36 protein-coding genes are annotated in these 21747 nt (G+C 66.5%); 5 read left to right on the forward strand and 31 right to left on the reverse strand.

The window, feature by feature from the left end:
- A partial coding sequence (locus Q0480_RS01935) for an S-(hydroxymethyl)glutathione dehydrogenase/class III alcohol dehydrogenase (protein WP_299130082.1) occupies positions 1–1089 on the reverse strand: 1089 nt, incomplete at its 3' end.
- 202 nt (positions 1090–1291) lie between these two features.
- On the reverse strand, positions 1292–1501 hold the full coding sequence (locus Q0480_RS01940; RefSeq protein WP_299130084.1) for a hypothetical protein: 210 nt from the start codon (positions 1499–1501) through the stop codon (positions 1292–1294).
- A gap of 149 nt (positions 1502–1650) precedes the next feature.
- On the opposite strand from Q0480_RS01940, the gene Q0480_RS01945 reads away from it, so the two are divergent.
- On the forward strand, positions 1651–2283 hold the full coding sequence (locus Q0480_RS01945; RefSeq protein ID WP_299130085.1) for a hypothetical protein: 633 nt from the start codon (positions 1651–1653) through the stop codon (positions 2281–2283).
- Here Q0480_RS01945 and Q0480_RS01950 read toward each other — a convergent pair whose 3' ends face one another.
- Positions 2284–3306: a quinoprotein relay system zinc metallohydrolase 2 gene (locus Q0480_RS01950; RefSeq protein WP_299130087.1), complete on the reverse strand. Its 1023-nt coding sequence runs from the start codon at positions 3304–3306 to the stop codon at positions 2284–2286.
- A 77-nt stretch (positions 3307–3383) separates the two neighbouring features.
- Between Q0480_RS01950 and Q0480_RS01955 the strand changes: the two genes are divergently transcribed.
- Entirely contained in the window at positions 3384–4187 is an 804-nt protein-coding gene (locus Q0480_RS01955) for a quinoprotein dehydrogenase-associated SoxYZ-like carrier (RefSeq protein ID WP_299130090.1), read from the forward strand.
- A gap of 49 nt (positions 4188–4236) precedes the next feature.
- Here the strand turns inward: Q0480_RS01955 and Q0480_RS01960 are convergent, their stop codons facing one another.
- The 6 genes from Q0480_RS01960 to Q0480_RS01985 all read right to left on the reverse strand — a co-directional run bounded on the left by Q0480_RS01960 (position 4237) and on the right by Q0480_RS01985 (position 9118).
- A complete protein-coding gene (locus Q0480_RS01960; RefSeq protein ID WP_299130093.1) occupies positions 4237–4596 on the reverse strand; it encodes a hypothetical protein in 360 nt (119 codons plus the stop codon).
- 1 nt (position 4597) lies between these two features.
- Entirely contained in the window at positions 4598–5272 is a 675-nt protein-coding gene (locus Q0480_RS01965; protein ID WP_299130095.1) for a hypothetical protein, read from the reverse strand.
- A gap of 129 nt (positions 5273–5401) precedes the next feature.
- Complete coding sequence (locus Q0480_RS01970) at positions 5402–6163, reverse strand: ABC transporter permease (protein WP_299130096.1); 762 nt, start codon at positions 6161–6163, stop codon at positions 5402–5404.
- Positions 6160–7086 (reverse strand): ABC transporter ATP-binding protein, encoded by a 927-nt coding sequence (locus tag Q0480_RS01975; protein ID WP_299130097.1) that lies wholly within the window; start codon positions 7084–7086, stop codon positions 6160–6162. The genes Q0480_RS01970 and Q0480_RS01975 overlap by 4 nt, the downstream gene beginning before the upstream one ends.
- A gap of 2 nt (positions 7087–7088) precedes the next feature.
- Complete coding sequence (gene ctaA / locus Q0480_RS01980; RefSeq protein WP_299130100.1) at positions 7089–8222, reverse strand: heme A synthase; 1134 nt, start codon at positions 8220–8222, stop codon at positions 7089–7091.
- A 59-nt stretch (positions 8223–8281) separates the two neighbouring features.
- The gene (locus Q0480_RS01985; RefSeq protein WP_299130103.1) at positions 8282–9118 is read right to left on the reverse strand and encodes an RNA methyltransferase; all 837 of its coding nucleotides are present in this window, start codon (positions 9116–9118) and stop codon (positions 8282–8284) included.
- Positions 9119–9251: 133 nt separating this feature from the next.
- On the opposite strand from Q0480_RS01985, the gene Q0480_RS01990 reads away from it, so the two are divergent.
- The 3 genes from Q0480_RS01990 (at position 9252) to Q0480_RS17925 (ending at position 11126) form a co-directional block, all read left to right on the forward strand.
- Positions 9252–10466 carry an NADP-dependent isocitrate dehydrogenase gene (locus tag Q0480_RS01990; protein ID WP_299130105.1) on the forward strand — a complete coding sequence of 405 codons (1215 nt, stop codon included), beginning with the start codon at positions 9252–9254 and terminating at the stop codon, positions 10464–10466.
- A gap of 97 nt (positions 10467–10563) precedes the next feature.
- Positions 10564–10686, forward strand: a complete 123-nt coding sequence (locus Q0480_RS01995; RefSeq protein ID WP_299130107.1) for a hypothetical protein — start codon at positions 10564–10566, stop codon at positions 10684–10686.
- Positions 10680–11126, forward strand: coding sequence for a YitT family protein (locus tag Q0480_RS17925; protein WP_366940807.1), 447 nt, complete (start codon positions 10680–10682; stop codon positions 11124–11126). The genes Q0480_RS01995 and Q0480_RS17925 overlap by 7 nt, the downstream gene beginning before the upstream one ends.
- On the opposite strand, the gene Q0480_RS02000 is transcribed toward Q0480_RS17925, so the two are convergent.
- The 22 genes from Q0480_RS02000 to Q0480_RS02105 form a co-directional block, all read right to left on the reverse strand.
- Complete coding sequence (locus Q0480_RS02000) at positions 11059–11511, reverse strand: SgcJ/EcaC family oxidoreductase (RefSeq protein WP_299130108.1); 453 nt, start codon at positions 11509–11511, stop codon at positions 11059–11061. The two genes, Q0480_RS17925 and Q0480_RS02000, sit on opposite strands and share 68 nt — an antisense overlap.
- A gap of 261 nt (positions 11512–11772) precedes the next feature.
- The gene (gene rpmD / locus Q0480_RS02005; protein ID WP_299130109.1) at positions 11773–11958 is read right to left on the reverse strand and encodes a 50S ribosomal protein L30; all 186 of its coding nucleotides are present in this window, start codon (positions 11956–11958) and stop codon (positions 11773–11775) included.
- A gap of 5 nt (positions 11959–11963) precedes the next feature.
- The gene (gene rpsE, locus Q0480_RS02010; protein WP_299130111.1) at positions 11964–12554 is read right to left on the reverse strand and encodes a 30S ribosomal protein S5; all 591 of its coding nucleotides are present in this window, start codon (positions 12552–12554) and stop codon (positions 11964–11966) included.
- Positions 12555–12566: 12 nt separating this feature from the next.
- Positions 12567–12926 (reverse strand): 50S ribosomal protein L18, encoded by a 360-nt coding sequence (gene rplR, locus Q0480_RS02015; RefSeq protein WP_299130113.1) that lies wholly within the window; start codon positions 12924–12926, stop codon positions 12567–12569.
- A gap of 12 nt (positions 12927–12938) precedes the next feature.
- The gene (rplF, locus tag Q0480_RS02020) at positions 12939–13472 is read right to left on the reverse strand and encodes a 50S ribosomal protein L6 (RefSeq protein WP_299130114.1); all 534 of its coding nucleotides are present in this window, start codon (positions 13470–13472) and stop codon (positions 12939–12941) included.
- Positions 13473–13482: 10 nt separating this feature from the next.
- Positions 13483–13881: a 30S ribosomal protein S8 gene (gene rpsH, locus Q0480_RS02025; protein WP_299130116.1), complete on the reverse strand. Its 399-nt coding sequence runs from the start codon at positions 13879–13881 to the stop codon at positions 13483–13485.
- A 12-nt stretch (positions 13882–13893) separates the two neighbouring features.
- A complete protein-coding gene (rpsN, locus tag Q0480_RS02030; RefSeq protein ID WP_299130118.1) occupies positions 13894–14199 on the reverse strand; it encodes a 30S ribosomal protein S14 in 306 nt (101 codons plus the stop codon).
- Positions 14200–14217: 18 nt separating this feature from the next.
- On the reverse strand, positions 14218–14778 hold the full coding sequence (gene rplE / locus Q0480_RS02035; protein ID WP_299130120.1) for a 50S ribosomal protein L5: 561 nt from the start codon (positions 14776–14778) through the stop codon (positions 14218–14220).
- Positions 14778–15083, reverse strand: coding sequence for a 50S ribosomal protein L24 (rplX, locus tag Q0480_RS02040; RefSeq protein ID WP_299130122.1), 306 nt, complete (start codon positions 15081–15083; stop codon positions 14778–14780). The genes rplE and rplX overlap by 1 nt, the downstream gene beginning before the upstream one ends.
- The gene (rplN, locus tag Q0480_RS02045) at positions 15083–15451 is read right to left on the reverse strand and encodes a 50S ribosomal protein L14 (protein WP_035839254.1); all 369 of its coding nucleotides are present in this window, start codon (positions 15449–15451) and stop codon (positions 15083–15085) included. Before rplN ends, rplX begins: the two co-directional genes overlap by 1 nt.
- A gap of 66 nt (positions 15452–15517) precedes the next feature.
- Positions 15518–15772, reverse strand: a complete 255-nt coding sequence (gene rpsQ / locus Q0480_RS02050; RefSeq protein WP_299130131.1) for a 30S ribosomal protein S17 — start codon at positions 15770–15772, stop codon at positions 15518–15520.
- A 1-nt stretch (position 15773) separates the two neighbouring features.
- Positions 15774–15995, reverse strand: a complete 222-nt coding sequence (gene rpmC, locus Q0480_RS02055) for a 50S ribosomal protein L29 (RefSeq protein WP_299130133.1) — start codon at positions 15993–15995, stop codon at positions 15774–15776.
- A 390-nt stretch (positions 15996–16385) separates the two neighbouring features.
- Positions 16386–16799 carry a 50S ribosomal protein L16 gene (gene rplP, locus Q0480_RS02060; RefSeq protein ID WP_299130135.1) on the reverse strand — a complete coding sequence of 138 codons (414 nt, stop codon included), beginning with the start codon at positions 16797–16799 and terminating at the stop codon, positions 16386–16388.
- Positions 16800–16817: 18 nt separating this feature from the next.
- A complete protein-coding gene (rpsC, locus tag Q0480_RS02065) occupies positions 16818–17531 on the reverse strand; it encodes a 30S ribosomal protein S3 (protein WP_299130136.1) in 714 nt (237 codons plus the stop codon).
- Positions 17531–17917 carry a 50S ribosomal protein L22 gene (rplV, locus tag Q0480_RS02070; RefSeq protein WP_299130138.1) on the reverse strand — a complete coding sequence of 129 codons (387 nt, stop codon included), beginning with the start codon at positions 17915–17917 and terminating at the stop codon, positions 17531–17533. Before rplV ends, rpsC begins: the two co-directional genes overlap by 1 nt.
- 3 nt (positions 17918–17920) lie before the next feature.
- Positions 17921–18199: a 30S ribosomal protein S19 gene (rpsS, locus tag Q0480_RS02075; RefSeq protein ID WP_299130139.1), complete on the reverse strand. Its 279-nt coding sequence runs from the start codon at positions 18197–18199 to the stop codon at positions 17921–17923.
- Between the two features lie 9 nt (positions 18200–18208).
- Complete coding sequence (gene rplB / locus Q0480_RS02080) at positions 18209–19048, reverse strand: 50S ribosomal protein L2 (protein ID WP_299130140.1); 840 nt, start codon at positions 19046–19048, stop codon at positions 18209–18211.
- A gap of 114 nt (positions 19049–19162) precedes the next feature.
- Entirely contained in the window at positions 19163–19459 is a 297-nt protein-coding gene (locus Q0480_RS02085; protein ID WP_299130142.1) for a 50S ribosomal protein L23, read from the reverse strand.
- Positions 19456–20076, reverse strand: coding sequence for a 50S ribosomal protein L4 (rplD, locus tag Q0480_RS02090; protein WP_299130143.1), 621 nt, complete (start codon positions 20074–20076; stop codon positions 19456–19458). Before rplD ends, Q0480_RS02085 begins: the two co-directional genes overlap by 4 nt.
- On the reverse strand, positions 20073–20924 hold the full coding sequence (gene rplC, locus Q0480_RS02095) for a 50S ribosomal protein L3 (RefSeq protein WP_299130144.1): 852 nt from the start codon (positions 20922–20924) through the stop codon (positions 20073–20075). Before rplC ends, rplD begins: the two co-directional genes overlap by 4 nt.
- A gap of 13 nt (positions 20925–20937) precedes the next feature.
- Positions 20938–21246, reverse strand: a complete 309-nt coding sequence (gene rpsJ, locus Q0480_RS02100) for a 30S ribosomal protein S10 (protein WP_299130146.1) — start codon at positions 21244–21246, stop codon at positions 20938–20940.
- Between the two features lie 76 nt (positions 21247–21322).
- The coding region (locus Q0480_RS02105) for an EF-Tu/IF-2/RF-3 family GTPase (RefSeq protein ID WP_366940808.1) at positions 21323–21747 on the reverse strand (425 nt) is incomplete at its 5' end.

The following is a 21747-nucleotide window of genomic DNA, read 5'->3' on the forward strand; positions in this document are numbered from 1 at the left end:
CATCAGGTCGAACGCGTCGTTGATGCGATCCAGCGGCATCACGTGCGTGATCAGCGGATCGATCTCGATCTTGCCGTCCATGTACCAGTCCACGATCTTCGGCACGTCCGTGCGGCCGCGCGCGCCGCCGAACGCCGTGCCCTTCCACTGCCGCCCGGTGACGAGTTGAAACGGCCGCGTCGAGATCTCGGCCCCCGCCGGTGCCACGCCGATGATGATCGACTGGCCCCACCCGCGATGCGAGCATTCGAGTGCCTGGCGCATCACCTTGACGTTGCCGGTGCAGTCGAAGGTGTAGTCCGCGCCGCCGATCTGGTCCGCGCCGCGCTTGGTCAGATTAACGAGGTAGGGGACGATATCCTCGCCGATCTCGGCCGGGTTGACGAAATGCGTCATGCCGAACCGCTCGCCCCAGGCCTTGCGGTCATTGTTGAGATCGACGCCGATGATCATGTCCGCGCCCGCGAGCCTCAGCCCCTGCAGCACGTTGAGGCCGATGCCGCCGAGACCGAAGACCACGGCCGTCGAACCGATCTCGACCTTCGCGGTGTTGATGACCGCGCCGACGCCGGTGGTCACGCCGCAGCCGATATAGCAGATCTTGTCGAAGGGCGCGTCCTCGCGGACCTTCGCCACGGCGATTTCCGGCAGGACCGTGTAGTTCGAGAAGGTCGAGCAGCCCATGTAGTGATGGATCGGCTTGCCATCGAGCGAGAAGCGCGAGGTTCCATCCGGCATCAGCCCCTGGCCTTGCGTCGCGCGGATCGCGGTGCAGAGGTTGGTCTTGCGGCTGAGGCAGGAGGGACACTGCCGGCACTCGGGGGTATAGAGCGGGATGACATGGTCGCCCTTCTTCACGCTCGTCACGCCGGGGCCGACATCGACCACGACGCCGGCGCCCTCATGCCCCAGGATCGCCGGGAACAGGCCCTCGGGATCGGCGCCCGACAAGGTGAATTCGTCGGTGTGGCAGATGCCCGTCGCCTTGATCTCGACGAGGACCTCGCCGGCCCGCGGCCCCTCCAGGTCGACCTCCACCACCTCAAGCGGCTTGCCCGCCTCCAGTGCCACGGCGGCTAACGTTTTCATGGCTGTTCCTCCGATCGGCCCCGGGCCGTTGTACCTTGATCCTGCGCGGAATCCCGCGCGCGCGCTGGCTCACCTCAAAAGGCGGCGGCGGCGTGGCTCACATTCGGGCAAGTCCGGGCGCTGTGACAGCCTTTTCGGGTCCGGCCGCATTGGACTTTAGTCCATTGGCGCGCGCGGGCCCGTTCGTGGCAGGATCAGACGATCAGATATCGACCTTCTTGTGATCGGAATTCTGGCACTTCCAGTTGGCGATCGTGAAGTTCGGATGAGCAGTCGCCCAGGCCGCGAGTTCGGGCTGGGCCCAGATCATGCACATGCCCGGACCGGTGTCCTGGGCCAGGTACGAGAGGACGCGCTCCTCGCAGGCGGCCGGATTGGTCTTGAGGCATACGATGAATGCGAGCTCGATCATGCACAATTCCTCTTGCCAGGGGTCCCGACAACCGAGACCGTCGCGGGTCAGCGCGCCAGAGCGTTTCCTCCTCGGGAATTGTCCGCCATCCTGCCGAGACCGACAAGATGGCAGCGCGAACACCAGGGCGTTTCAGCGGGAAATCCGAGATGAGCACGAAATCTAGGCAAACAAGAGCCGGAATCGCCGCGAAAATCCTGACCGCGTTTCTGTTCGCGCTGTCTTCCGGCGCCGCCTCGGCCGCGTCTTTCGACGATCCCGACTGGCCTTGCATTCAGCGCAAGGTGCCGACGCTGTCGGTCGGCCAGATGTGGCCGGGCCCCCCGCCCGAGGGCGACTGGCTTGCCGACCCGGAGCTCGCGCGGCTGGTCGATGTCGTCGCCGCCCGCCGGACCTCGCTCGACGAGGTGAAGACGCTTGCCGATGCCTACGCGGCCAAGCTGCCGGCCGAGGAGCGTCCGGCGCGCATGGCGCTGCTCTTCGCCGGCGTGCTCGACCGGATCGACGTCGAACGCGCCCAGATCATCACCGGGATCGGCCGCTACGCGCACAAGCAGGCGGATGTCTCGACCCGCGTGAAGGCGCGCGAGGCCGAGATCGCGACGCTGGAGGCGGCCCCGGAGCCCGATCTCGACAAGGTCGAGGAGATGCGCGACACGCTGAACTGGGACATCCGGGTCTATCGCGAGCGAGCGCAGGCCCTGACCTATGTCTGCGAGACGCCGGTCCTGCTGGAGCAGCGCGCCTTTGCCATCGCCCGGATTCTGGCGGCGGTCAGCTGACTATTCCCACTCCAGCTCGCGATAGACGGCGGTCGCGTTCCGCGTGTTGAACTCGTCGAACAGCACCCAGTCGCCGCGCAGATCCTGACCGATCCGCGGCGCGGCCTCGGTCAGGCTCTCGCCCCGGGCGAGAGCCGCGCGCGTCTCGCCGACCAGCCCGGCCAGATAGTCCCGGGTCGCCGCCGCCCCTTCCGGCCAGGGCAGCGACGGCGCGCCATGCCCCGGAACGATGCGCGCCGCCGGCCGCGCGGCCAGCGCGTCGAGCAGCGCGATCCAGCCGAGGGCCGATCCATCGACCGAGGGCGCATGATGCTGGAACACCAGATCGCCCATCCACCAGGTCCCGGTGTCCGTGTCGAGCACGGTCAGGTCGTTGTCGGTATGTGCCGTCGGATGCGCTTCGAGCAGCAGGACACGCCCGCCGAGGTCGATTTCGCGGCGGTCCGCCACCGTCTCGTCCGGCAGGACGATATCGCCACCGAGCGCGGCGAGCGGGCCGATCTGGCGAACCAGCGCCTCGGAATAGGTCTCACTCCGGTTGAGCAGCGCGTCGGGCAGGCGGGCGTGGCCGACGACCTTGGCGCCGGCCTCGCGAAACAGCGCGGCGCCGATGACATGATCGGGATGCATATGGGTCAAGATGACCCAACCGATCGGAAGCTCGGTGCGGGCGCGGATCGCGGCGTAGAGCGCCTCGGCGACACCGCGCGAGCCGCCGGCATCGATCACCGCCACCGCGTCGCGGCCGATGACGAAGCCGATATTGGCCTCGTCGCCCGCGTTCTCCGGGCTCGGCATCTCGTCGCGGCCGCGATGGACAAAGACGCCGGGCGCGACCTCGGTCACCGCGAGCGGAGCCACCGCCGTCGCCGGATCGGCGCAGGACCAGCCGCGCGGCACCGCCGCCGGATGCGCCGCGGCCCAAGCGCGCGCGCGCGCCTCGACGCAGGCGCCGGGCAACAGGTGCCGGGCGCAGGTCTCCGGCATGTCGCGCAGGCAGAGTTCGAGCAGAAGATCGATCATCTCGGGGCACACCAATGTCGGATTTCGCGGCGGGCACGGCTGGCGTAGACTGGACGTTCAGCAAAGGAACCCGCGCCATGACCCCGCCGATCTGGATCGCCGCCTTCCTCGCGCTCCTGCTGCCGCTGCCCGCGCTCGCGGACGAGGCGCCGATGGCTCCGAGCCCGACCTGGGACGAGATCCGGGTCGATGTCGTCGGCGACGGGCCGATCCTCGACGGGGCGGACCTCCTTCGACTGGAGGCCCCGACCCGGGCCGAGGACGCGGCAATCGTTCCGATCCACATCACCCAACTGGAGGGAACCGCGCCGATCACCCGGTTGACCCTGGTCGTCGACGAGAATCCGGCGCCGGTGGTCGCGGTGTTCGACTTCGGGCCGGCGATGGGACCGATCGATCTCGAGACGCGGATCCGGGTCAATGTCTATTCCAACGTGCGCGTGATCGCCCAGACGGCGGACGGCCAGCTCCACATGACCGGGCGCTTCGTCAAGGCGTCGGGCGGGTGCTCCGCCCCGGCTTCCAAGGACGCGGCGGCTGCTCTGGCCGCGCTCGGCAAGATGAAGGCCCGCTGGTTCGACGCCACACCCTCGCAGGCGGGTACGCGGCGCGAGGCACAGGTGATGCTGCGGCATCCGAACTATTCCGGCCTGCAGCGCAACCAGATCACCCATCTTTTCATACCGGCGAAATTCGTGAACCTGATGGAGGTGCGCCAGGGATCGGAGCTGCTCTTCAGCATGGAGGGCGGCATCTCGATCAGCGAGGACCCGACCTTCCGCTTCCGCTACACCGATTCCGGCCAGGGCGAGGCGCTGGAGGTCCATGCGACCGACACCGACGGCGGCGTCTTCGACGCGAGTTTCCCGCTCGGAAGTTGAGCGCGGCCAGACGCGCCGGACCGGCCCGTCCGGGTTTTCAAACAGCCTCTCAGAAGCAGCGCACATCGCCCTCGGCCTGGGCCCGGCGCAGGTCGCGGACAAACTCGTTCGCGCTGGCGGCGTCGCGCATCATGCCGACCCGCTCGCCGGAGACCTGACGCATCGAGAGCACGGTCTCGGCGTCGACATAGCGCTCGTAGGGCAGGATCGAGGCGATGACGTCGATCGAGCAGGAGCAGCGGCGCAGCGCCTCGCGGGTCTGGCCGTTGGTCGCCATGCAGACGAAAACATAATCCGCGCGCGCCTCGGTCGGATAGTCGTTGGCCGCCGCGCCGGCCTGTTGCGCGGACACGGGCGCGCCCGGAATCGCGAGGCAGACGAGCGCGGCCAAGGCAAGGAAACGCCGCATTTCAGTCCTCCTTTTCCACCCCGTCGAGATGAACGGCGAGCCGCATCAGAGGCTCGCCCTTCGGTCCCGGCCCGGTGACCGAATCCATGGAGACGAATTCGCCCGGTACCGCGTCGCTCATCACGAAGCTGATCTCAAGCTGGGCGAAGGGGCCCATCTTCTCGCGATTGCCGTCGCCGGCGAAGGGCTTGAAGCTGACCCGGCGCGCGGGAACTGTCCGGCCGTCATAGGTCGCATCGACCGGCGTCACGCTGTCCTGCGCGCCGAGCGCCTCGCGCATGCGGTTGCGGATATAGAACGGGCTGCCGCCGGTCAGGGCGGCCATCGCGCGCACGTTCTGCTCCATGAAGACCATGAATATCGGATTGCCGGCGTCGGCGGGAAACGGATCGAAGGTCTCGTCGCGCGCGCCGTCGTTGAGCGCGACGACCACCGCGCGCTTGCCGTCCGCCCCGGCGCGCATGTCGAGCCGCGCCACGCCGTCGGTCACCGCGCTGAGCTTGTCAGGCGGGAAATCGCCCCGCCGCTCGAAGCCGTAGACCAGTTCCTGGCCGGTCTCGACCGAGTCAAGGACACCCAGCGCGAACAGCCGGTCCTGCGCCTCGCCCGCGACGGCGGCGTTCCCGAACGCCAGCAGCCCGGCGATCGCGAGCCCCCTGAGCGGATGAAGCGGCATGTTTCGACTCCCAAGGCGATGGGTAAATCTTAGCCATCGGCACGGCGGCGGCAATCGGCCAGCCCCGGGCCTGCGACCTTTGTCCTGATCGGAATCGGGCTTCTCACCGAAAGATGACCGGTCCGCGGTTCAGTCGCGGATCTTGTAGCCCGTGCGGAACATCCAGCCGATGACGGCGAGGCAGGCGAGCGTGAAGGCCGAGATCGCAAGCAGGCTGAGCCCGACCCCGACGTCCGACAGGCCGAAGAACGACCAGCGGAAGCCCGAGATCAGATAGACCACCGGATTGAACAGCGCGATCGTCCGCCACGGCGCGGGCAGCATGTCGATCGAATAGAATGCGCCGCCGAGAAACACCAGCGGCGAGACGATCAGCATCGGAACCAGCTGCAACTGCTCGAAATTCTTCGCCCACAAACCGATGATGAAACCGAAGAGGCTGAAGCTGACGCAGGTCAGCGCGAGGAACCCGAGCATCCAAACGGGATGCTTCACCGGCAATTCGACGAACAGATTGGCGGTCAGGTAGATGATGAATCCGATGGAGAAGGCCTTGGTCGCCGCCGCTCCGACATAGCCGATCACCATTTCCCGATACGAGATCGGCGCCGACAGGAGTTCGTAGATTGTGCCGACGAACTTCGGGAAATAGATGCCGAACGCGCCGTTGGTGATGCTCTGGGTCAGCACGGTCAGCATGATGAGGCCGGGCACGATGAAGGCGCCGTAGGCGATGCCCTCGACCTCCTGGATACGCCCGCCGATCGCGGCGCCGAACACCACGAAATAGAGCGCGGTCGAGATGACGGGCGAGACGAGGCTCTGCCACAGCGTGCGGAAGGTGCGCGCCATCTCCTTGTTGTAGATCGCCCCGATCGCCCGGCCGTTCATGCGCCCTCCTTCACCAGACTGACGAAGATATCCTCGAGCGAATCCTGCTCGGTGCGCAGATCGCGCAAGCCGAGCCCCGCCGCCGTCAGGTCGCGCAGCAGCGAGGCGATGCCAGTCCGCGCCGCGCCGGTATCGTAGGAATATTCGAGCTCGCCGCCGTCCGCGCCGAGGACGAGCCCGTAGTCCGCGAGCGAGTCCGGCACCGCGGAAATCGGCGCGCGCAATTCGATCGTCAGGCGCTTGCGGCCCATGCGGCGCATCAGCGTCGCCTTGTCCTCGACCAGCAGGACGCGGCCGCCGTTGATGACCCCCACGCGGTCGGCGATGGCCTCGGCTTCCTCGATATAGTGGGTGGTCAGGATGATGGTGGTCCCGCCCGCGCGCAGTTCGCGCACGATCTCCCACATGCTCTTGCGCAACTCGACATCGACCCCGGCCGTCGGCTCGTCCAGAAACAGCACCCGCGGCTTGTGCGACAGCGCCTTGGCGATCAGCACCCGGCGCATCATGCCCCCCGACAGCTCCTTGATAATCGCGTCGCGCTTGTCCCACAGCGAGAGGCGGCGCAGCAACTCCTCGAGATAGCCGTCGTCGGGCGGCTTGCCGAACAACCCGCGCGAGAAGCGGGTGGTGTTCATCACAGTCTCGAAGATTTCGAGCTTCACCTCCTGCGGCACCAGCCCGATCAGCGCCCGCGCCGCGCGATAGTCGCGGACCACGTCGTGCCCGCCAACGGTGATCCGGCCATCCGTCAGCGAGGTGATCCCGCAGATCGTCGAGATCAGCGTGGTCTTGCCCGCGCCGTTCGGCCCGAGCAGCGCCAGGATCTCGCCCTCCTCTATGGCGAGATCGACGCCGCGCAGCGCCTCGAGGCCCGAGCCATAGACCTTGCGCGCCCGCTCGACGGAGACGATCGGCGCCATGCTCAGCCCCGCGCGATGCGCTGGGCCGGCGGGTAGAGCGCCGTGAAGCGCGCTCGCACGATCAGGGTGAAGAGAGCGACCGCGCCGATCTGATGCGGCAGCGCCACCTGCCAGGGCGCGGCGTAGAGCACCGTCGCGATGCCGAGCGCCACCTGCAGGAGCCCCATATGCAACACCGCCGCGAAGGCGGCGCGCAGCGAGGCGAGCGCGCTCGCCCGCGCGCGCCAGAAGGCGATGATGATGAGAAGCAGGAGGAGATAGCCGACCACGCGGTGGTTGAATTGTGCCAGACCGGGATTGTCGAGGAAGTTGCGCCATGCCGGCCGCAGATCGAAGGCGCCCGGCGGTACCAGTTGGCCGGCCATCAGCGGCCATTCCGGATAGGCCCGACCCGCGTCGATGCCGGCGACGAGCGCCCCGAGCACCACCTGCGCGAAGGCGACGACGATCAGCGCGGTCCCCCAGGCCATCAGCCCCTCGTTCCTCTGCCGCCGCGCCCGCAGCAGATCCGCCTCCTCGCGCCGCAAGGACAGAACGTACCAGGCGATGAGGCCGAGGATGGCGAAGGCGAGGCCGAGATGGATGGCGAGGCGGTAGGAGGCGACGCTGGTCATTTCGCCGGTGAGGCCGGACGCGACCATCCACCAGCCGATCGCCCCCTGCGCGCCGCCGAGGATCCCGAGCCCGAGCAGCCGCGGCGTCCAGCCGACGGGAATCCGCCGCCGCGCCAGAAACCAGACGAAGCCCAGAGCCCAGACCACGCCGATCAGCCGGCCAAGCTGGCGGTGGCCCCATTCCCACCAGTAGATCGACTTGAATTCCGCCAGCGTCATATGGGGATTGAGGATCCCCGCCTGCGGGGTGGCGCGGTATTTGTCGAACTCCGCCGTCCAGGTCGCGTCGTCCATTGGCGGCAGCGCGCCGGTCACCGGTCGCCATTCGGTGATCGACAGGCCGGAATCGGTCAGCCGCGTGACGCCGCCGACCGCGATCATCACGGCGACCAGCGCGAACAGGACCATCAGCCAGACCGAGATCGCCCGCCGCGCCGAGGGCGGCCGGCGGGCCGGCACGGGCGCGGGCGGTGGCGGCGCCTCGGCGCCGACCTCCTCGAAAATGCTGCGGGTCTTGGTCATCGCTGGCCTCCGGGCGGGCAGGCCCCGGATCTATGCGCGGGATCCGGGCCCGACAAGCGTCATTTCCGGCCTGGCCGCTTGACGGCGAGCGCGCGCACAACCCCGTGCAGGGTGCGGATATCGGCGTCGGTCAGCGGCGCGCGGCGAAACAGGTTCTCGAGATTGCCGACCATGTGCGGCCGCTTGTGCTCGGGAAAGAAAAAACCCGCGGCGTCGAGACGGGCCACCAGATGCTCCATGAACTTCTCGACCTCGATGCCCGTCGCCCGCTCCGCCCCGGCGAGCACATAGGTCGCGGGCGGGGTCGCATCGACCTGGCGCATCCATTCGTAGGCGATGAGGAGCGCGCTCTGGCCGAGGTTCAGCGAGCCGAAGGCCGGATTGACCGGCACCGAGATCACGGCGTTCGCCCGGACGATATCGGCGTTCTCCAATCCCGCCCGCTCCGGCCCGAACAGGATGCCGACCCGCTCGCCCGCGGCGATCATCGCCCGCGCCTCGGCCATCGCCTGCTCCGGTGTCATCACCTGCTTGGTCAGCGACCGGTCGCGCGCCGTGGTGGCGAAGACGAAGCCGAGATCCGCGCCCGCGTCGAGCACGCTGTCATGCACCGTCACCCGGTCGAGGACATGCGCCGCGCCGCTCGCCATCGCGACCGCCCGCGGGTTCGGCCAGCCGTCGCGCGGGGCGACAAGCCGCATCCTGTCGAGGCCGAAGTTCCACATCGCCCGCGCCGCCGCGCCGATATTCTCGCCCATCTGCGGTGCGACGAGAATGAAGGTCGGCCCCCGGGGCGATTCCGCCCGCGTTTCCGAGCCGATTTCCGGGCCGCCTTCGCCACCGTGATCCGTGCCCGCCACCCGTTCGCCCCGCTCGTCCCACGCGGCGGGCCTCATACCTCGCCGGACCTTACCCGACAAGCCGCGTCTATTTTGGTATACTTCAGTATACCTGTCTTTTCTTGCGCTGGGATATAGGCTAGCAGTCGGACGATTCCACTGCGCTTCCAGAACCGAGGGAACCCCAACAATGAGCAAGATCAAAGTCGCCAACCCGGTCGTCGAACTCGATGGCGATGAAATGACCCGGATCATCTGGGATTTCATCAAGCAGAAGCTGATCCTGCCCTATCTCGACATCGACCTGAAATATTACGACCTCGGCATCGAGGAGCGCGACCGGACCAACGACCAGATCACCATCGATTCCGCCAACGCGATCCTGAAGTACGGCGTTGGCGTCAAATGCGCGACCATCACCCCCGACGAGCAGCGCGTCGAGGAATTCGGCCTCAAGCAGATGTGGAAGTCGCCCAACGGCACGATCCGCAACATCCTCGGCGGCACCATCTTCCGCCAGCCGATCATCTGCAAGAACGTGCCGCGCCTCGTGCCGGGCTGGACCAAGCCGATCGTCGTCGGCCGCCATGCCTTCGGCGACCAGTATCGTGCGACGGACTTCCGCTTCCCCGGCAAGGGCAAGCTGACCCTGACCTTCGTCGGCGAGGACGGCACGAAGATCGAGCGGGACGTCTACGAGGCTCCTTCGGCCGGCGTCGTCATGGGCATGTACAACCTCGACAATTCGATCCGCGACTTCGCCCGGGCGTCGTTGAACTACGGCTTGAACCTCGGCTGGCCGGTCTACCTGTCGACCAAGAACACCATCCTCAAGGCCTATGACGGCCGCTTCAAGGATCTGTTCCAGGAAGTCTACGAGGCCGAATTCGCCGACAAGTTCAAGGCGAAGGGCATCATCTACGAGCACCGCCTGATCGACGACATGGTGGCCTCGGCGCTCAAATGGTCGGGCGGCTATGTCTGGGCCTGCAAGAACTACGACGGCGACGTGCAGTCCGACACCGTGGCCCAGGGCTTCGGCTCGCTCGGCCTGATGACCTCGGTCCTGATGACGCCGGACGGCAAGACCGTCGAGGCCGAGGCGGCGCATGGCACGGTGACCCGGCACTATCGCGAGCACCAGAAGGGCAAGGCGACCTCCACCAACTCCGTCGCCTCGATCTACGCCTGGACCGGCGGTCTCAAGCATCGTGCGAAGCTCGACGGCAATGCCGAGCTGAAGCGTTTCGCCGAGACGCTGGAGACGGTCGTCGTCGATACCGTCGAATCCGGCGACATGACCAAGGACCTCGCGCTGCTGGTCGGCCCGGACCAGAAATGGCTGACCACCCAGGGCTGGCTCGAGAAAGTGGATGAGAACCTGAACAAGGCGCTGGTGGGCTAACCCGACCGGTGCCGCGCGACGGGCAGGCGGCGGAAGACTTTCCCCCGCCCGCCATTCGCGGTTCGAAGATGCCCAGGGCCTGTTCATCGGCACCTCGATGACGGCGCCGGGGCTGGTCCTGCTCCAGCATCTCGGCTTCGTGACCGGCCAGATGGCCGGTCACGCGCTGCTCATATCGCTCTGGACCGGGCTCGATTTCGGCCCGGTCTTTTCGTGCTGAACCTGCCGTTCTACTGGCTGGCCTGGGCCCGGAGGGGGCCGCGGTTCACGCTGAAGTCGCTGCTCGCCGTCGGCATGCTGTCGCTCTTCACCATGCTGGCGCCGCGTCCGCTGACGTTCGGCCATGTCGAGCCACTGACCGGGGCGATTCTCGCAGGCGCCACCTCGGGCCTTGGCGCGCTCGCGATCTACCGCCACCGTGCCAGTCTCGGCGGCATGGGCGTTCTGGCGATCGAGAGCGGAGTCCGATCCGGCAGAGCCGGCTCATCCGCTCTAGAGCAATGTCCAACCGGACGGAATCGTCCGGTGGTTAAGACATTGCGCAAATTCAAGACTCTAGAGCGGGCGACCCGGTGCAACCGGGTCGCCCGCTCTAGGAATCAGGGCTCCACATGTCCTGGCTCATCCGCCAGGTTCCATCCGCGCCCTTCTTCCAGATGACGAGCGCCTTGCCACTCGCCTCACCCTCCGCGCCGCCGTCCATGCCCGGGAACTTGATCGACCAGGTTCCGGTCTCGATCATCGTGTCGCCGATCACCTCGACCGCCGTGAGGCCGAGCTTCAGCGAGTGAAATCCCGCGTCGATTCCCGCCTGCCAATAGGCGCCGATCGCCTCGCGGCCGACCACCATCGGCTCGCCTGGCGGCAGGAGACGCGCGTCCTCGGTAAAGACCGCCTCGGCCGCGGCCGCGCCATCGCCGGCGGCGAAAGCCGCCTCCCAGGAGGCCTGAGCCGCCTTGATCTCGGCCGCGTCGTCCGCGAGCGCCGGGCCGGACAAGGTGAGAGCAAGAACGGTAGCGACGCGAAGCGCGTTGGCACGGGTCATGGTAGCCCCCAAAGCCGATCGGTTCACCGCCCCGGTGCCACATGGTCAGCCAGTCGGAGCAATTCCTGACGGCGTGATTTCGTGATCTGGTCAGTTTGGCAGTGCCGACATCCTACACGAAGACGCCGAAAAAATCGCACCGAAACGCGGGCGCCCAAAGACGCAAAACGCCCCGGCGAACCGGAGCGTTTGCGCGGCCTCGATCGAGGCCGGTGTGGAAAAACCGCGACGGGAAAACCCGCCGCGGCAAGGTGGAAGCGCTTAGGCGCGCTCCTCCACGATTGTCACCAGATGCGGGATGCTCTCCACCATGCCGCGCACCGACGGATTGTCCGGCAGTTCGCGCGTACGGTTCATCTTGTTGAGCCCGAGGCCGATCAGCGTCGCGCGCTGGACGGCCGGACGGCGGATCGGCGAGCCGATCTGCTTGACGACGATGGTTGCCATGTCTCTCAGGCCTCGCTGGCTTCGACGACCGCTTCGCTGGCGGGCGCGTTCGATCCGCCATCCGTGCGCGGCAGGATGTCCGCGACCTTCTTGCCGCGGCGCTGTGCGACCTGACGCGGGCTCGTCTGGCTCTGCAGCCCGTCGATCGTCGCGCGGATCATGTTGTAGGGGTTCTGGCTGCCCAGCGACTTCGAGACGACGTCATGAACGCCGAGCATCTCGAAGACGGCGCGCATCGGACCACCGGCGATGATGCCGGTACCGGCCGGCGCCGCCCGCATCACCACCTTGCCCGCGCCGTGACGGCCGTTCATGTCGTGGTGCAGCGTCCGACCCTCGCGCAGCGGCACGCGGATCATCTGGCGCTTGGCCTGCTCGGTCGCCTTGCGGATCGCCTCGGGAACCTCGCGGGCCTTGCCCTTGCCGTAGCCGACGCGACCCTTCTGGTCGCCGACGACGACGAGCGCGGCGAAACCGAAGCGCTTGCCGCCCTTCACCGTCTTGGAGACGCGGTTGATCGCGACGAGGCGGTCCTGAAACTCGGGGTTCTCGTCCCGGTCGCGGCGGCCGCCGCCGCGGTTGTCTTCTCTTGCCATTCCGGTCTCTCCCTAGAACTTCAGACCGCCCTCACGGGCGGCATCCGCAAGGGCCTTGACCTTGCCATGAAACAGGAACCCGCCACGGTCGAAATAGACCTCCTCGACGCCGGCGGCCTTCGCGCGCGCGGCGATCTCGGCGCCCACCCTGGCGGCGGCTTCCTTGTTGTTCTTGCCCTGGAACCCCAGACCCACCTCGAGCGTCGAGGCGGCGGCCAGGGTGTGGCCCCGTGCATCGTCGATCAACTGGACCGAGATGTTCTTGCTGGACCGATGAATGCTGAGCCGGGCACGGCCGTTGGCCATCTTCCTCAGCTTGTTCCGGACGCGCAGGCGGCGCTTCTGGAACAACTCTCTCTTGCTGTTCGCCATGATAAGCGCTCCTTACTTCTTCTTGCCTTCCTTGCGGAAGATGAATTCGCCCTTGTACTTGATACCCTTGCCTTTGTACGGCTCGGGCTTGCGCCATTCGCGGATATTCGCCGCGACCTGACCGACCACCTGCTGGTCGATGCCCTCGACGATGATCTCGGTCGGCTTGGGCGTCGCGATGGTGACGCCGTCGGGGATCGCGAAATCGACGTCATGGCTGTAGCCGAGCGACAGTTTGAGCATCTTGCCCTGCACCGCCGCGCGATAGCCGACGCCGGTGATCTCCATTTCCTTCTTGAAGCCGGTGCTGACGCCGGTCACCAGATTGGCGACCTGGGTCCGCGACATGCCCCACTGCTGCCGGGCGCGCTTGGAGGTGCCGCGCGGCTTGACCGTCACGGCGCCCTCGTCGAGCGCGATCGTCACATCGTCGGTCGCGGTGAATGCGCGGATGCCTTTCGGCCCCTTCACCTCGACGGTCTGCCCCGAGACAGTGGCGCTGACGCCCTTGGGCAGCTCGACCGGTTTCTTGCCAATGCGAGACATTGCCCTCTCCTCAGAACACGGTGCACAGGACTTCGCCGCCGACATTGACGGAGCGAGCCTGTGCATCGGACATGACGCCCTTCGGCGTCGAGACGATCGCGATCCCGAGGCCCTGGCGAACCTGCGGGATCTCCTTCACGCCGGAATAGACGCGCCGGCCGGGAGTCGAGACACGGCGCAATTCGCGGATGACCGGAGCCCCGTCGAAATACTTCAGCGAAATCTCGATCTCGGGGTGACCGTCCTTGGACTTCACCTCCTCGTAGCCGCGGATATAGCCCTCGGCCTTCAGCACATCGAGAACCCAGACGCGGATCTTCGAGGCCGGGGTGCGGACCGTGGACTTGCCGCGCAGCGAGGCGTTGCGGATGCGGGTGAGCATATCGCCCAGGGGATCATTCATCGACATGTCCGTTCCCCCTTACCAGCTCGACTTGACCATGCCCGGGATCTGCCCCATCGAGGCATAGTCCCGGAGCGCGATGCGCGACATGCGCAACTTGCGATAATAGGCCTTCGGACGGCCCGTAACCTCGCAGCGGTTGTGCAGGCGCGTCGCCGACGAATTGCGCGGCAGTTTCGCGAGCTTGAGGCTCGCCTTGAAGCGCTCCTCGCGCGAGACGTTCTCGTCGCGGGCGATCGCCTTGAGCGCGGCGCGGCGCACCGCGTATTTCGCCACCAGAACTTCACGCTTCTTCTGGCGGTTGATCATGCTTGCCTTGGCCATTCTACTCTCTCCCGCCCGTCACGCCGTGAACGGCATGTTGAAATGCTTCAACAATGCCTTCGCTTCCGCGTCGTTCTTCGCGGTGGTGCAGATGACGATATCCATGCCCCAGACCTGGTCGATCTTGTCGAAATTGATCTCGGGGAAGACGATGTGCTCCTTGAGGCCCAAGGCATAGTTGCCGCGGCCGTCGAAGCTCTTGGAGTTGACCCCGCGGAAGTCGCGGACACGCGGCATCGCCACGGTGATCAGGCGGTCGAGGAACTCGTACATCCGGTCCCGGCGCAGGGTCACCTTGACGCCGAGCGGCATCTCCTCGCGGACCTTGAAGCCGGCGATCGACTTCTTGGCCTTGGTGACGATGCACTTCTGGCCGGCGATCAGCGCCAGATCGGCCTCGGCCGAACGGATCTTCTTGCTGTCCGAGACGGCTTCGCCGACGCCCATGTTGAGCACGATCTTGTCGAGCCGCGGGATCTGCATGTCGTTCTTGTAGCCGAACTCTTCCTTGAGCGCGGCCCGGATACTGTCTCGATAGACCGCCCTGAGGCGCGGCGTGTAGGTCGTGGCGTCGAGCATCAGACCGCCTCCCCCGTGGTCTTGGCGTAGCGAACCTTGGTCTCGCCCTCGAAGCGGAAGCCGACGCGGGTCGCCTCGCCCTTGGAATCGAGAAGCGCGAGGTTCGAAAGATCGATCGGCATCGGCTTCGGCACGCGACCGCCCTGGCTGGTCTGGGTCTGGCGCTGGTGGCGGATCGCGACGTTCACGCCATCGACCACGGCCTTGTTGTCCTTGGGCATGACGCGAACGATCTCGCCCTTCTTGCCCTTGTCCTTGCCGGTCAGCACGACGACGCGATCACCCTTCCTGAGTTTCGCGGCCATCACAGCACCTCCGGCGCGAGCGAGATGATCTTCATGAAGTTCTTCGCGCGCAGCTCGCGCACGACCGGCCCGAAGATGCGGGTGCCGACCGGCTCGTTCTGGTTGTTCAGAATGACGGCGGCGTTGCGGTCGAAGCGGATGGCGGTGCCATCCTCGCGGCGCACTTCCTTGGCGGTGCGGACGACGACGGCCTTGCGGACGTCACCCTTCTTCACGCGGCCGCGGGGGATCGCTTCCTTCACCGACACCACGATGATGTCGCCGACGGAGGCGTAGCGGCGGTGCGAGCCGCCGAGAACCTTGATGCACTGAACCCGGCGAGCACCGGAATTGTCAGCGACATCCAGATTGGTCTGCATCTGGATCATAGTCTGTTACTCCCGACCTGCGGAGACGCCGTGATCCCGGGCCCCGCGGTTTCGAATTTTCCGGTCTCAGGCGGCGGTGGTCGCCTCCGCCGCGTCGACCACGACTTCCCAGCGCTTGTTCTTCGAGATCGGCGCGCATTCCTGGATGCGGACGATATCGCCGGTCTTGAACTGGTTCAGGGCGTCGTGCGCGCGGTACTTCTTCGACTTGCGCACGGTCTTCTTCAGCACCGGATGGGTGAAACGGCGCTCAACGAGGACGGTGATGGTCTTCTCGTTCTTGTCGCTGGTCACGGTGCCGGTCAGGATACGCTTGGGCATCTCAGGCCTCCGCCTTCTGGTCGACATTGGCCGCGGCGGCGGCCTTCTGGTTCAGGATGGTCTTGACCCGCGCCGCGTCGCGGCGGACGGTCTGCATGCGCGCAGTGCTTTCCAGCTGCCCGGTCGCCTGCTGGAAACGCAGGTTGAAGCTTTCCTTCTTCAGCTGGGCGAGCTGGTCGCGCAACTGGTCGGGAGTCTTCTCCCGCAGATCGGCCGCTTTCATGGCCCTGTATCCTTTTCAACATCGCCAGAGAGCCCCTGTTCGGGTGACCCTGATTCTGGCGGAGGTCAGAGTGAGCGCGCCCTATAGCCGCGTGAGCGACGGGATGCAATGCGGGAAAGCCCTTTCGGGCTTGGAATTCCGCGGGATTGGAGGTCGCGGCGGAGTTGGGCACCCGCGTCCGCATCGCCCGCGGCGGCTGTTCCCGCGGCCGGCATTCCAGCCGGGTCGCGACGCGGGGGCCAACGACGAGCCGACGTCGCCACGGGCGAGCTTGATCGAAACGCATATGATCCTCGCCCCCCCCCGCGACGCGCCGGAAAAGCGAAAAGGCCCCGGTCTCCCGAGGCCTTCCGTCAGCTCGCGCGGGGTGGGTGCTTTCGCACCCGCCGCTTACCAGTCCTCGCGGGAGACGAACCGGCACTTGATCGGCAGTTTCATCGCCGCGAGGCGCAGCGCCTCCTTGGCGACATCCTCGGCCACGCCGTCGATCTCGAACATCACGCGGCCGGGCTTCACTTTCGCGGCCCAGAATTCGACCGCGCCCTTGCCCTTGCCCATGCGGACCTCGGTCGGCTTCTTGGTCACCGGCACGTCGGGGAATACCCGGATCCAGACCCGGCCCTGACGCTTCATGTGGCGGGTGAGCGCCCGGCGGGCGGCCTCGATCTGGCGCGCGGTGATCCGGTCCGGCTCGGTCGCCTTCAGGCCGTAATGGCCGAAGCTGATCTCGGTGCCGCCCTTGGCTTCGCCATGGATGCGGCCCTTGAACTGCTTGCGGAACTTGGTGCGCTTTGGTGAAAGCATCTTCTCTCTCCCGAGGGCTTAGCGTGCGTCGCGGGAACGCTGCGGGCGCATGCCGCCGCCTTCCTGCAACTCGGCCTGCCGACGATCGCGGGCCTGCGGATCATGCTCGAGGATCTCGCCCTTGAAGATCCAGACCTTGATCCCGATGATGCCATAGGCGGTCTTGGCCTCGGCGATCGCATAGTCGATGTCCGCGCGCAGCGTGTGCAGCGGCACCCGCCCCTCGCGATACCACTCGGTCCGGGCGATCTCGGCGCCACCGAGGCGGCCGCCGACATTGATCCGGATGCCGAGCGCGCCGATACGCATCGCGTTCTGCACCGCGCGCTTCATGGCACGACGGAAGGACACGCGACGCTCCAGCTGCTGCGCGATATTCTCGGCGACCAGCGCGGCGTCGATCTCGGGCTTGCGCACCTCGACGATATTGAGATGCAGCTCCGACTTGGTGAACTGCGCCAGCGACTTGCGCAGCGTCTCGATGTCGGCGCCCTTCTTGCCGATGATGACACCGGGGCGCGCGGCGTGGATCGTCACCCGGCACTTGCGGTGCGGACGCTCGATGATCACGCGGCTGATGCCGGCCTGGGCGGCGTGCTTCTTGATATACTGCCGGATCGCGAGATCCTCATGCAGGAGCTTGCCGTATTCCTTGCCGTCGGCGAACCAGCGGCTGTCCCAGGTACGGTTGACCTGCAGGCGCAGGCCGATCGGATTGATCTTCTGACCCATCAGGCGTGCTCCTCGACGGTGACTTGGCGGACCTTGATCGTAACCTGGCTGAACGGCTTCAGGATCTTGCCGAAGCGGCCGCGGGCGCGCGGACGGCCGCGCTTCAGCACCATGTTCTTGCCGACATAAGCCTCGGCCACCACCAGCTCGTCCACGTCGAGCCCGTGGTTGTTCTCGGCGTTGGCGATCGCGGATTGCAGCGTCTTCTTCACGTCCTCGGCGATCCGCTTCTTCGAAAAGGTCAGATCGCTCAGCGCCTTGTCGACCGGCTTGTTGCGGATCAGCGCGGCGACCAGGTTCAGCTTCTGCGGCGAGGTGCGCAGCATGCGGCTGACCGCCATTGCCTCGTTGTCGGCCACGCGGCGCGGGTTCTTTTCCTTGCTCATGGCTTACTTCCGCTTCGCTTTCTTGTCGGCCGCGTGACCGTAGTAGGTCCGGGTCGGGCTGTATTCGCCGAACTTCTGGCCGATCATCTCCTCGGTGACATTCACCGGGATATGTTTCTTGCCGTTATAGACGCCGAAGGTCAGGCCGACGAACTGCGGCAGGATGGTGGACCGGCGCGACCAGATCTTGATGACTTCGTTGCGACCCGACTCGCGGGCCTTCTCGGCCTTCTTCAGAACGAACGAATCGACGAAGGGGCCTTTCCAGACAGAGCGTGACATGAGGGCTCCTTACCGCTTGTTCTTCTTCAGGTGGCGCGAGCGAAGAATGAACTTCGTGGTCGCCTTGTTGGTGCGCGTGCGCGCACCCTTGGTCGGCTTGCCCCATGGGGACACCGGATGCCGACCGCCGGAGGTGCGGCCTTCGCCGCCGCCGTGCGGGTGGTCGATCGGGTTCATCACGACGCCGCGGACCTTCGGGCGATAGCCCTTCAGCCGCATGCGGCCGGCCTTGCCGAAATTCTGGTTCGAATTGTCGGGGTTCGACACCGCGCCAACCGTCGCCATGCATTCCTGCCGCACCAGCCGGAGCTCGCCCGAGGAGAGGCGGATCTGGGCATAGCCGCCGTCGCGACCGACGAACTGGGCATAGGTGCCCGCCGCGCGCGCGATCTGGCCGCCCTTGCCCGCCTTCATCTCGACGTTATGCACGATCGTGCCGATCGGCATCGCGCTGAAGGGCATGGCATTGCCCGGCTTGATGTCGGCCTTGGCCGCGGCGATCACATTGTCGCCAACCGCCAGGCGCTGCGGCGCCAGGATATAGGCCTGTTCGCCGTCGGCATAGCCGATCAGCGCGATGAAGGCGGTCCGGTTCGGGTCGTATTCGATGCGGATGACCTTCGCCGGCACGTCGAACTTGCGCCGCTTGAAGTCCACGATCCGGTAGAGCCTTTTGACCCCGCCGCCACGCCGACGCATGGTGATCCGCCCGGTATTGTTCCGTCCGCCCTGTCCGGTCAGGCCCTCGGTGAGGGACTTGACGGGGCGGCCTTTCCAAAGCTCCGAACGGTCGATCAGAACCAGCCCGCGCTGGCCCGGCGTCGTAGGTTTGTACGATTTCAACGCCATCTTGCTGTCTTCCGTTTGCTTGTCGCCCCGGAGGGGCGCTATTTTTCTCGTCGCCCCGGAGGGGCGCCTTCATGTCGCCCTCGCGGGCGCTTGTCCGTTAGGCCCGTGTCTCGCTCAGAGGCCGGTCGACACGTCGATGGTGTTGCCCTCGACGAGCGTCACATAGGCCTTCTTCACGTCGTTGCGGCGGCCGGGGCGGCCCTTGAACTTCTTCACCTTGCCCTTGGTGACGGTGGTGTTGACCGCCTTCACCTTGACATTGAACAGCCTCTCGACCGCTTCCTTGATCCGCGGCTTGGTCGCGTCCATATGCACCTCGAACACGACGGCGCCATGCTCGGACGCCATCGTCGCCTTCTCGGTGATGATCGGCTTGCGGATCAGGTCGTAATGTTCCGGCTTCGCGTTCATTTCAGCCGCGCCTCCAGCGCTTCCACACCGGCCCTGGTCAGCACGAGCGTATCGCGGCGCAGGATGTCATAGACATTCGCGCCGATGCTCGGCAGCACGTCGAAGCCGTCGATATTGCGGGCCGCCAGTGCGAAATTCGCATTGACCTCGGCCCCGTCGATCACCAGCACCCGCTTCCAGCCGAGGTTCTTCACCGTCTGGGCGAGCGCCTTGGTCTTGGCCTCGGACAGCTCGGCGCTCTCGATGACGACGAGATCGCCGGCGCCGGCCTTGGCCGACAGCGCGTGCCGCAGGCCGAGGGCGCGGAACTTCTTCGTCAGATCATGCGCATGGCTGCGCGGGGTCGGGCCCTTGTAGGTGCCGCCCTTGCGGAAGGTCGGCGCCTTGCGCGAGCCGTGACGGGCGCCACCGGTGCCCTTCTGGCGATAGATCTTCTTGGTCGAATAGCTCACTTCCGACTTGCCGAGCGTCGAATGCGTGCCGGCCTGGCGCTTGGCCAGCTGGTAGCGCACGACGCGGTGCAGGATGTCGGCGCGCGGGACCAGCCCGAAGATCGCGTCGTCGAGCTCGATCGACCCGGCCGCGGACGCGTCCAGCTTGATCACATCGGTCTTCATTTCTCCTCGCTCCCTTCGGGGGCCGCGTCGTCGGTGGTCGGCGCCTCGCTCGCGGCGGCCTCGGCCGCCTCGATCGCCGCCTGCTCGGCCTCGGCGGCGGCGCGCTGGGCTTCGGCTTCGGCGGCGGCCGCCTCGGCGGCGGCCTTCTGCGCCGCGGCGTGCGCGGCCTCGGCGGCGGAGCGCAGCGCGGCCGGCAGGATCACATTCTCCGGCACCGCCTTCTTGACCGCGTCCTTGATCGTCACCCAGCCGCCCTTGGAGCCGGGAACCGCGCCCTTGACCATGATCAGCCCGCGGTCGGCGTCGGTGCGCATGACCTCGAGATTCTGCGTGGTCACACGGACCGAACCCATGTGGCCGGCCATCTTCTTGCCCTTGAACACCTTGCCAGGGTCCTGGCACTGGCCGATCGAACCGTGCGACCGGTGGCTGACCGACACGCCGTGCGTCGCCCGGAGGCCGCCGAAATTGTGCCGCTTCATGCCGCCGGCGAAACCCTTGCCGATGCTCGTGCCCGCGATGTCCACGTACTGGCCCGCGAAATAATGGTCGGCGGTGATCTCCTCGCCCACCCCGATCAGGTTCTCGGGGCTGACCCGAAACTCGGCCAGCTTGCGCTTCGGCTCGACCTTGGCGGCGGCGAAATGGCCGCGCATCGCCTGGGTCGTGCGCTTGGCCTTGGCCGCGCCCGCGCCGAGTTGCACGGCGGTATAGCCGTCACGCTCGCCGGTGCGCTGCGCCACGACCTGGACATTCTCCATGTGCAGGACGGTGACAGGAACCTGCCGCCCGTCCTCCAGGAACAGCCGGGTCATGCCCAGCTTCTTTGCTAATACTCCGGAACGCATCTTTCCCAGTCCCTCAGAGCTTGATTTCAACATCCACGCCCGCGGCGAGGTCGAGCTTCATCAGCGCGTCCACGGTCTGCGGGGTCGGATCTACGATGTCGAGCAGGCGCTTGTGGGTGCGGATCTCGAACTGCTCGCGGCTCTTCTTGTCGATATGCGGGCCGCGCAGCACGGTGAATTTCTCGATCTTGTTCGGCAGCGGGATCGGCCCGCGCACGCGCGCGCCGGTCCGCTTGGCCGTGTTCACGATCTCCGCCGTGCTGGCGTCGAGCACGCGATAGTCGAAGGCCTTCAGCCGGATGCGGATAGTCTGACCTTGCATTTCTTCGCCTCTTCGGCTGTCAGGTTACGTGTCGTGGCCGGGTCGGACCCCGGCCACCCTTCACCGTGTTGGCGTGCTACTCGATGATCTTCGAGACGACGCCGGCGCCGACGGTCCGGCCGCCTTCGCGGATGGCGAAGCGGAGCTTCTCCTCCATGGCGATCGGCGAGATCAGCGTGACCTCGAACTTCAGGTTGTCGCCCGGCATCACCATCTCGGTGCCGGCCGGCAGGCCGACGGTGCCGGTGACGTCCGTGGTGCGGAAGTAGAACTGCGGGCGGTAGTTGGCGAAGAACGGCGTGTGACGGCCACCCTCTTCCTTGGTCAGGATATAGGCCTCGGCCTCGAACTTGGTGTGCGGCTTGACGCTGCCCGGCTTGCAGAGCACCTGGCCGCGCTCGATGCCCTCGCGGTCGATGCCGCGCAGCAGGAGGCCGACATTGTCGCCCGCCTGGCCCTGGTCGAGCAGCTTGCGGAACATCTCGACGCCGGTGCAGGTGG

Source organism: uncultured Amaricoccus sp. (genome assembly GCF_937891315.1).
Classification (GTDB): Bacteria; Pseudomonadota; Alphaproteobacteria; order Rhodobacterales; family Rhodobacteraceae; genus Amaricoccus.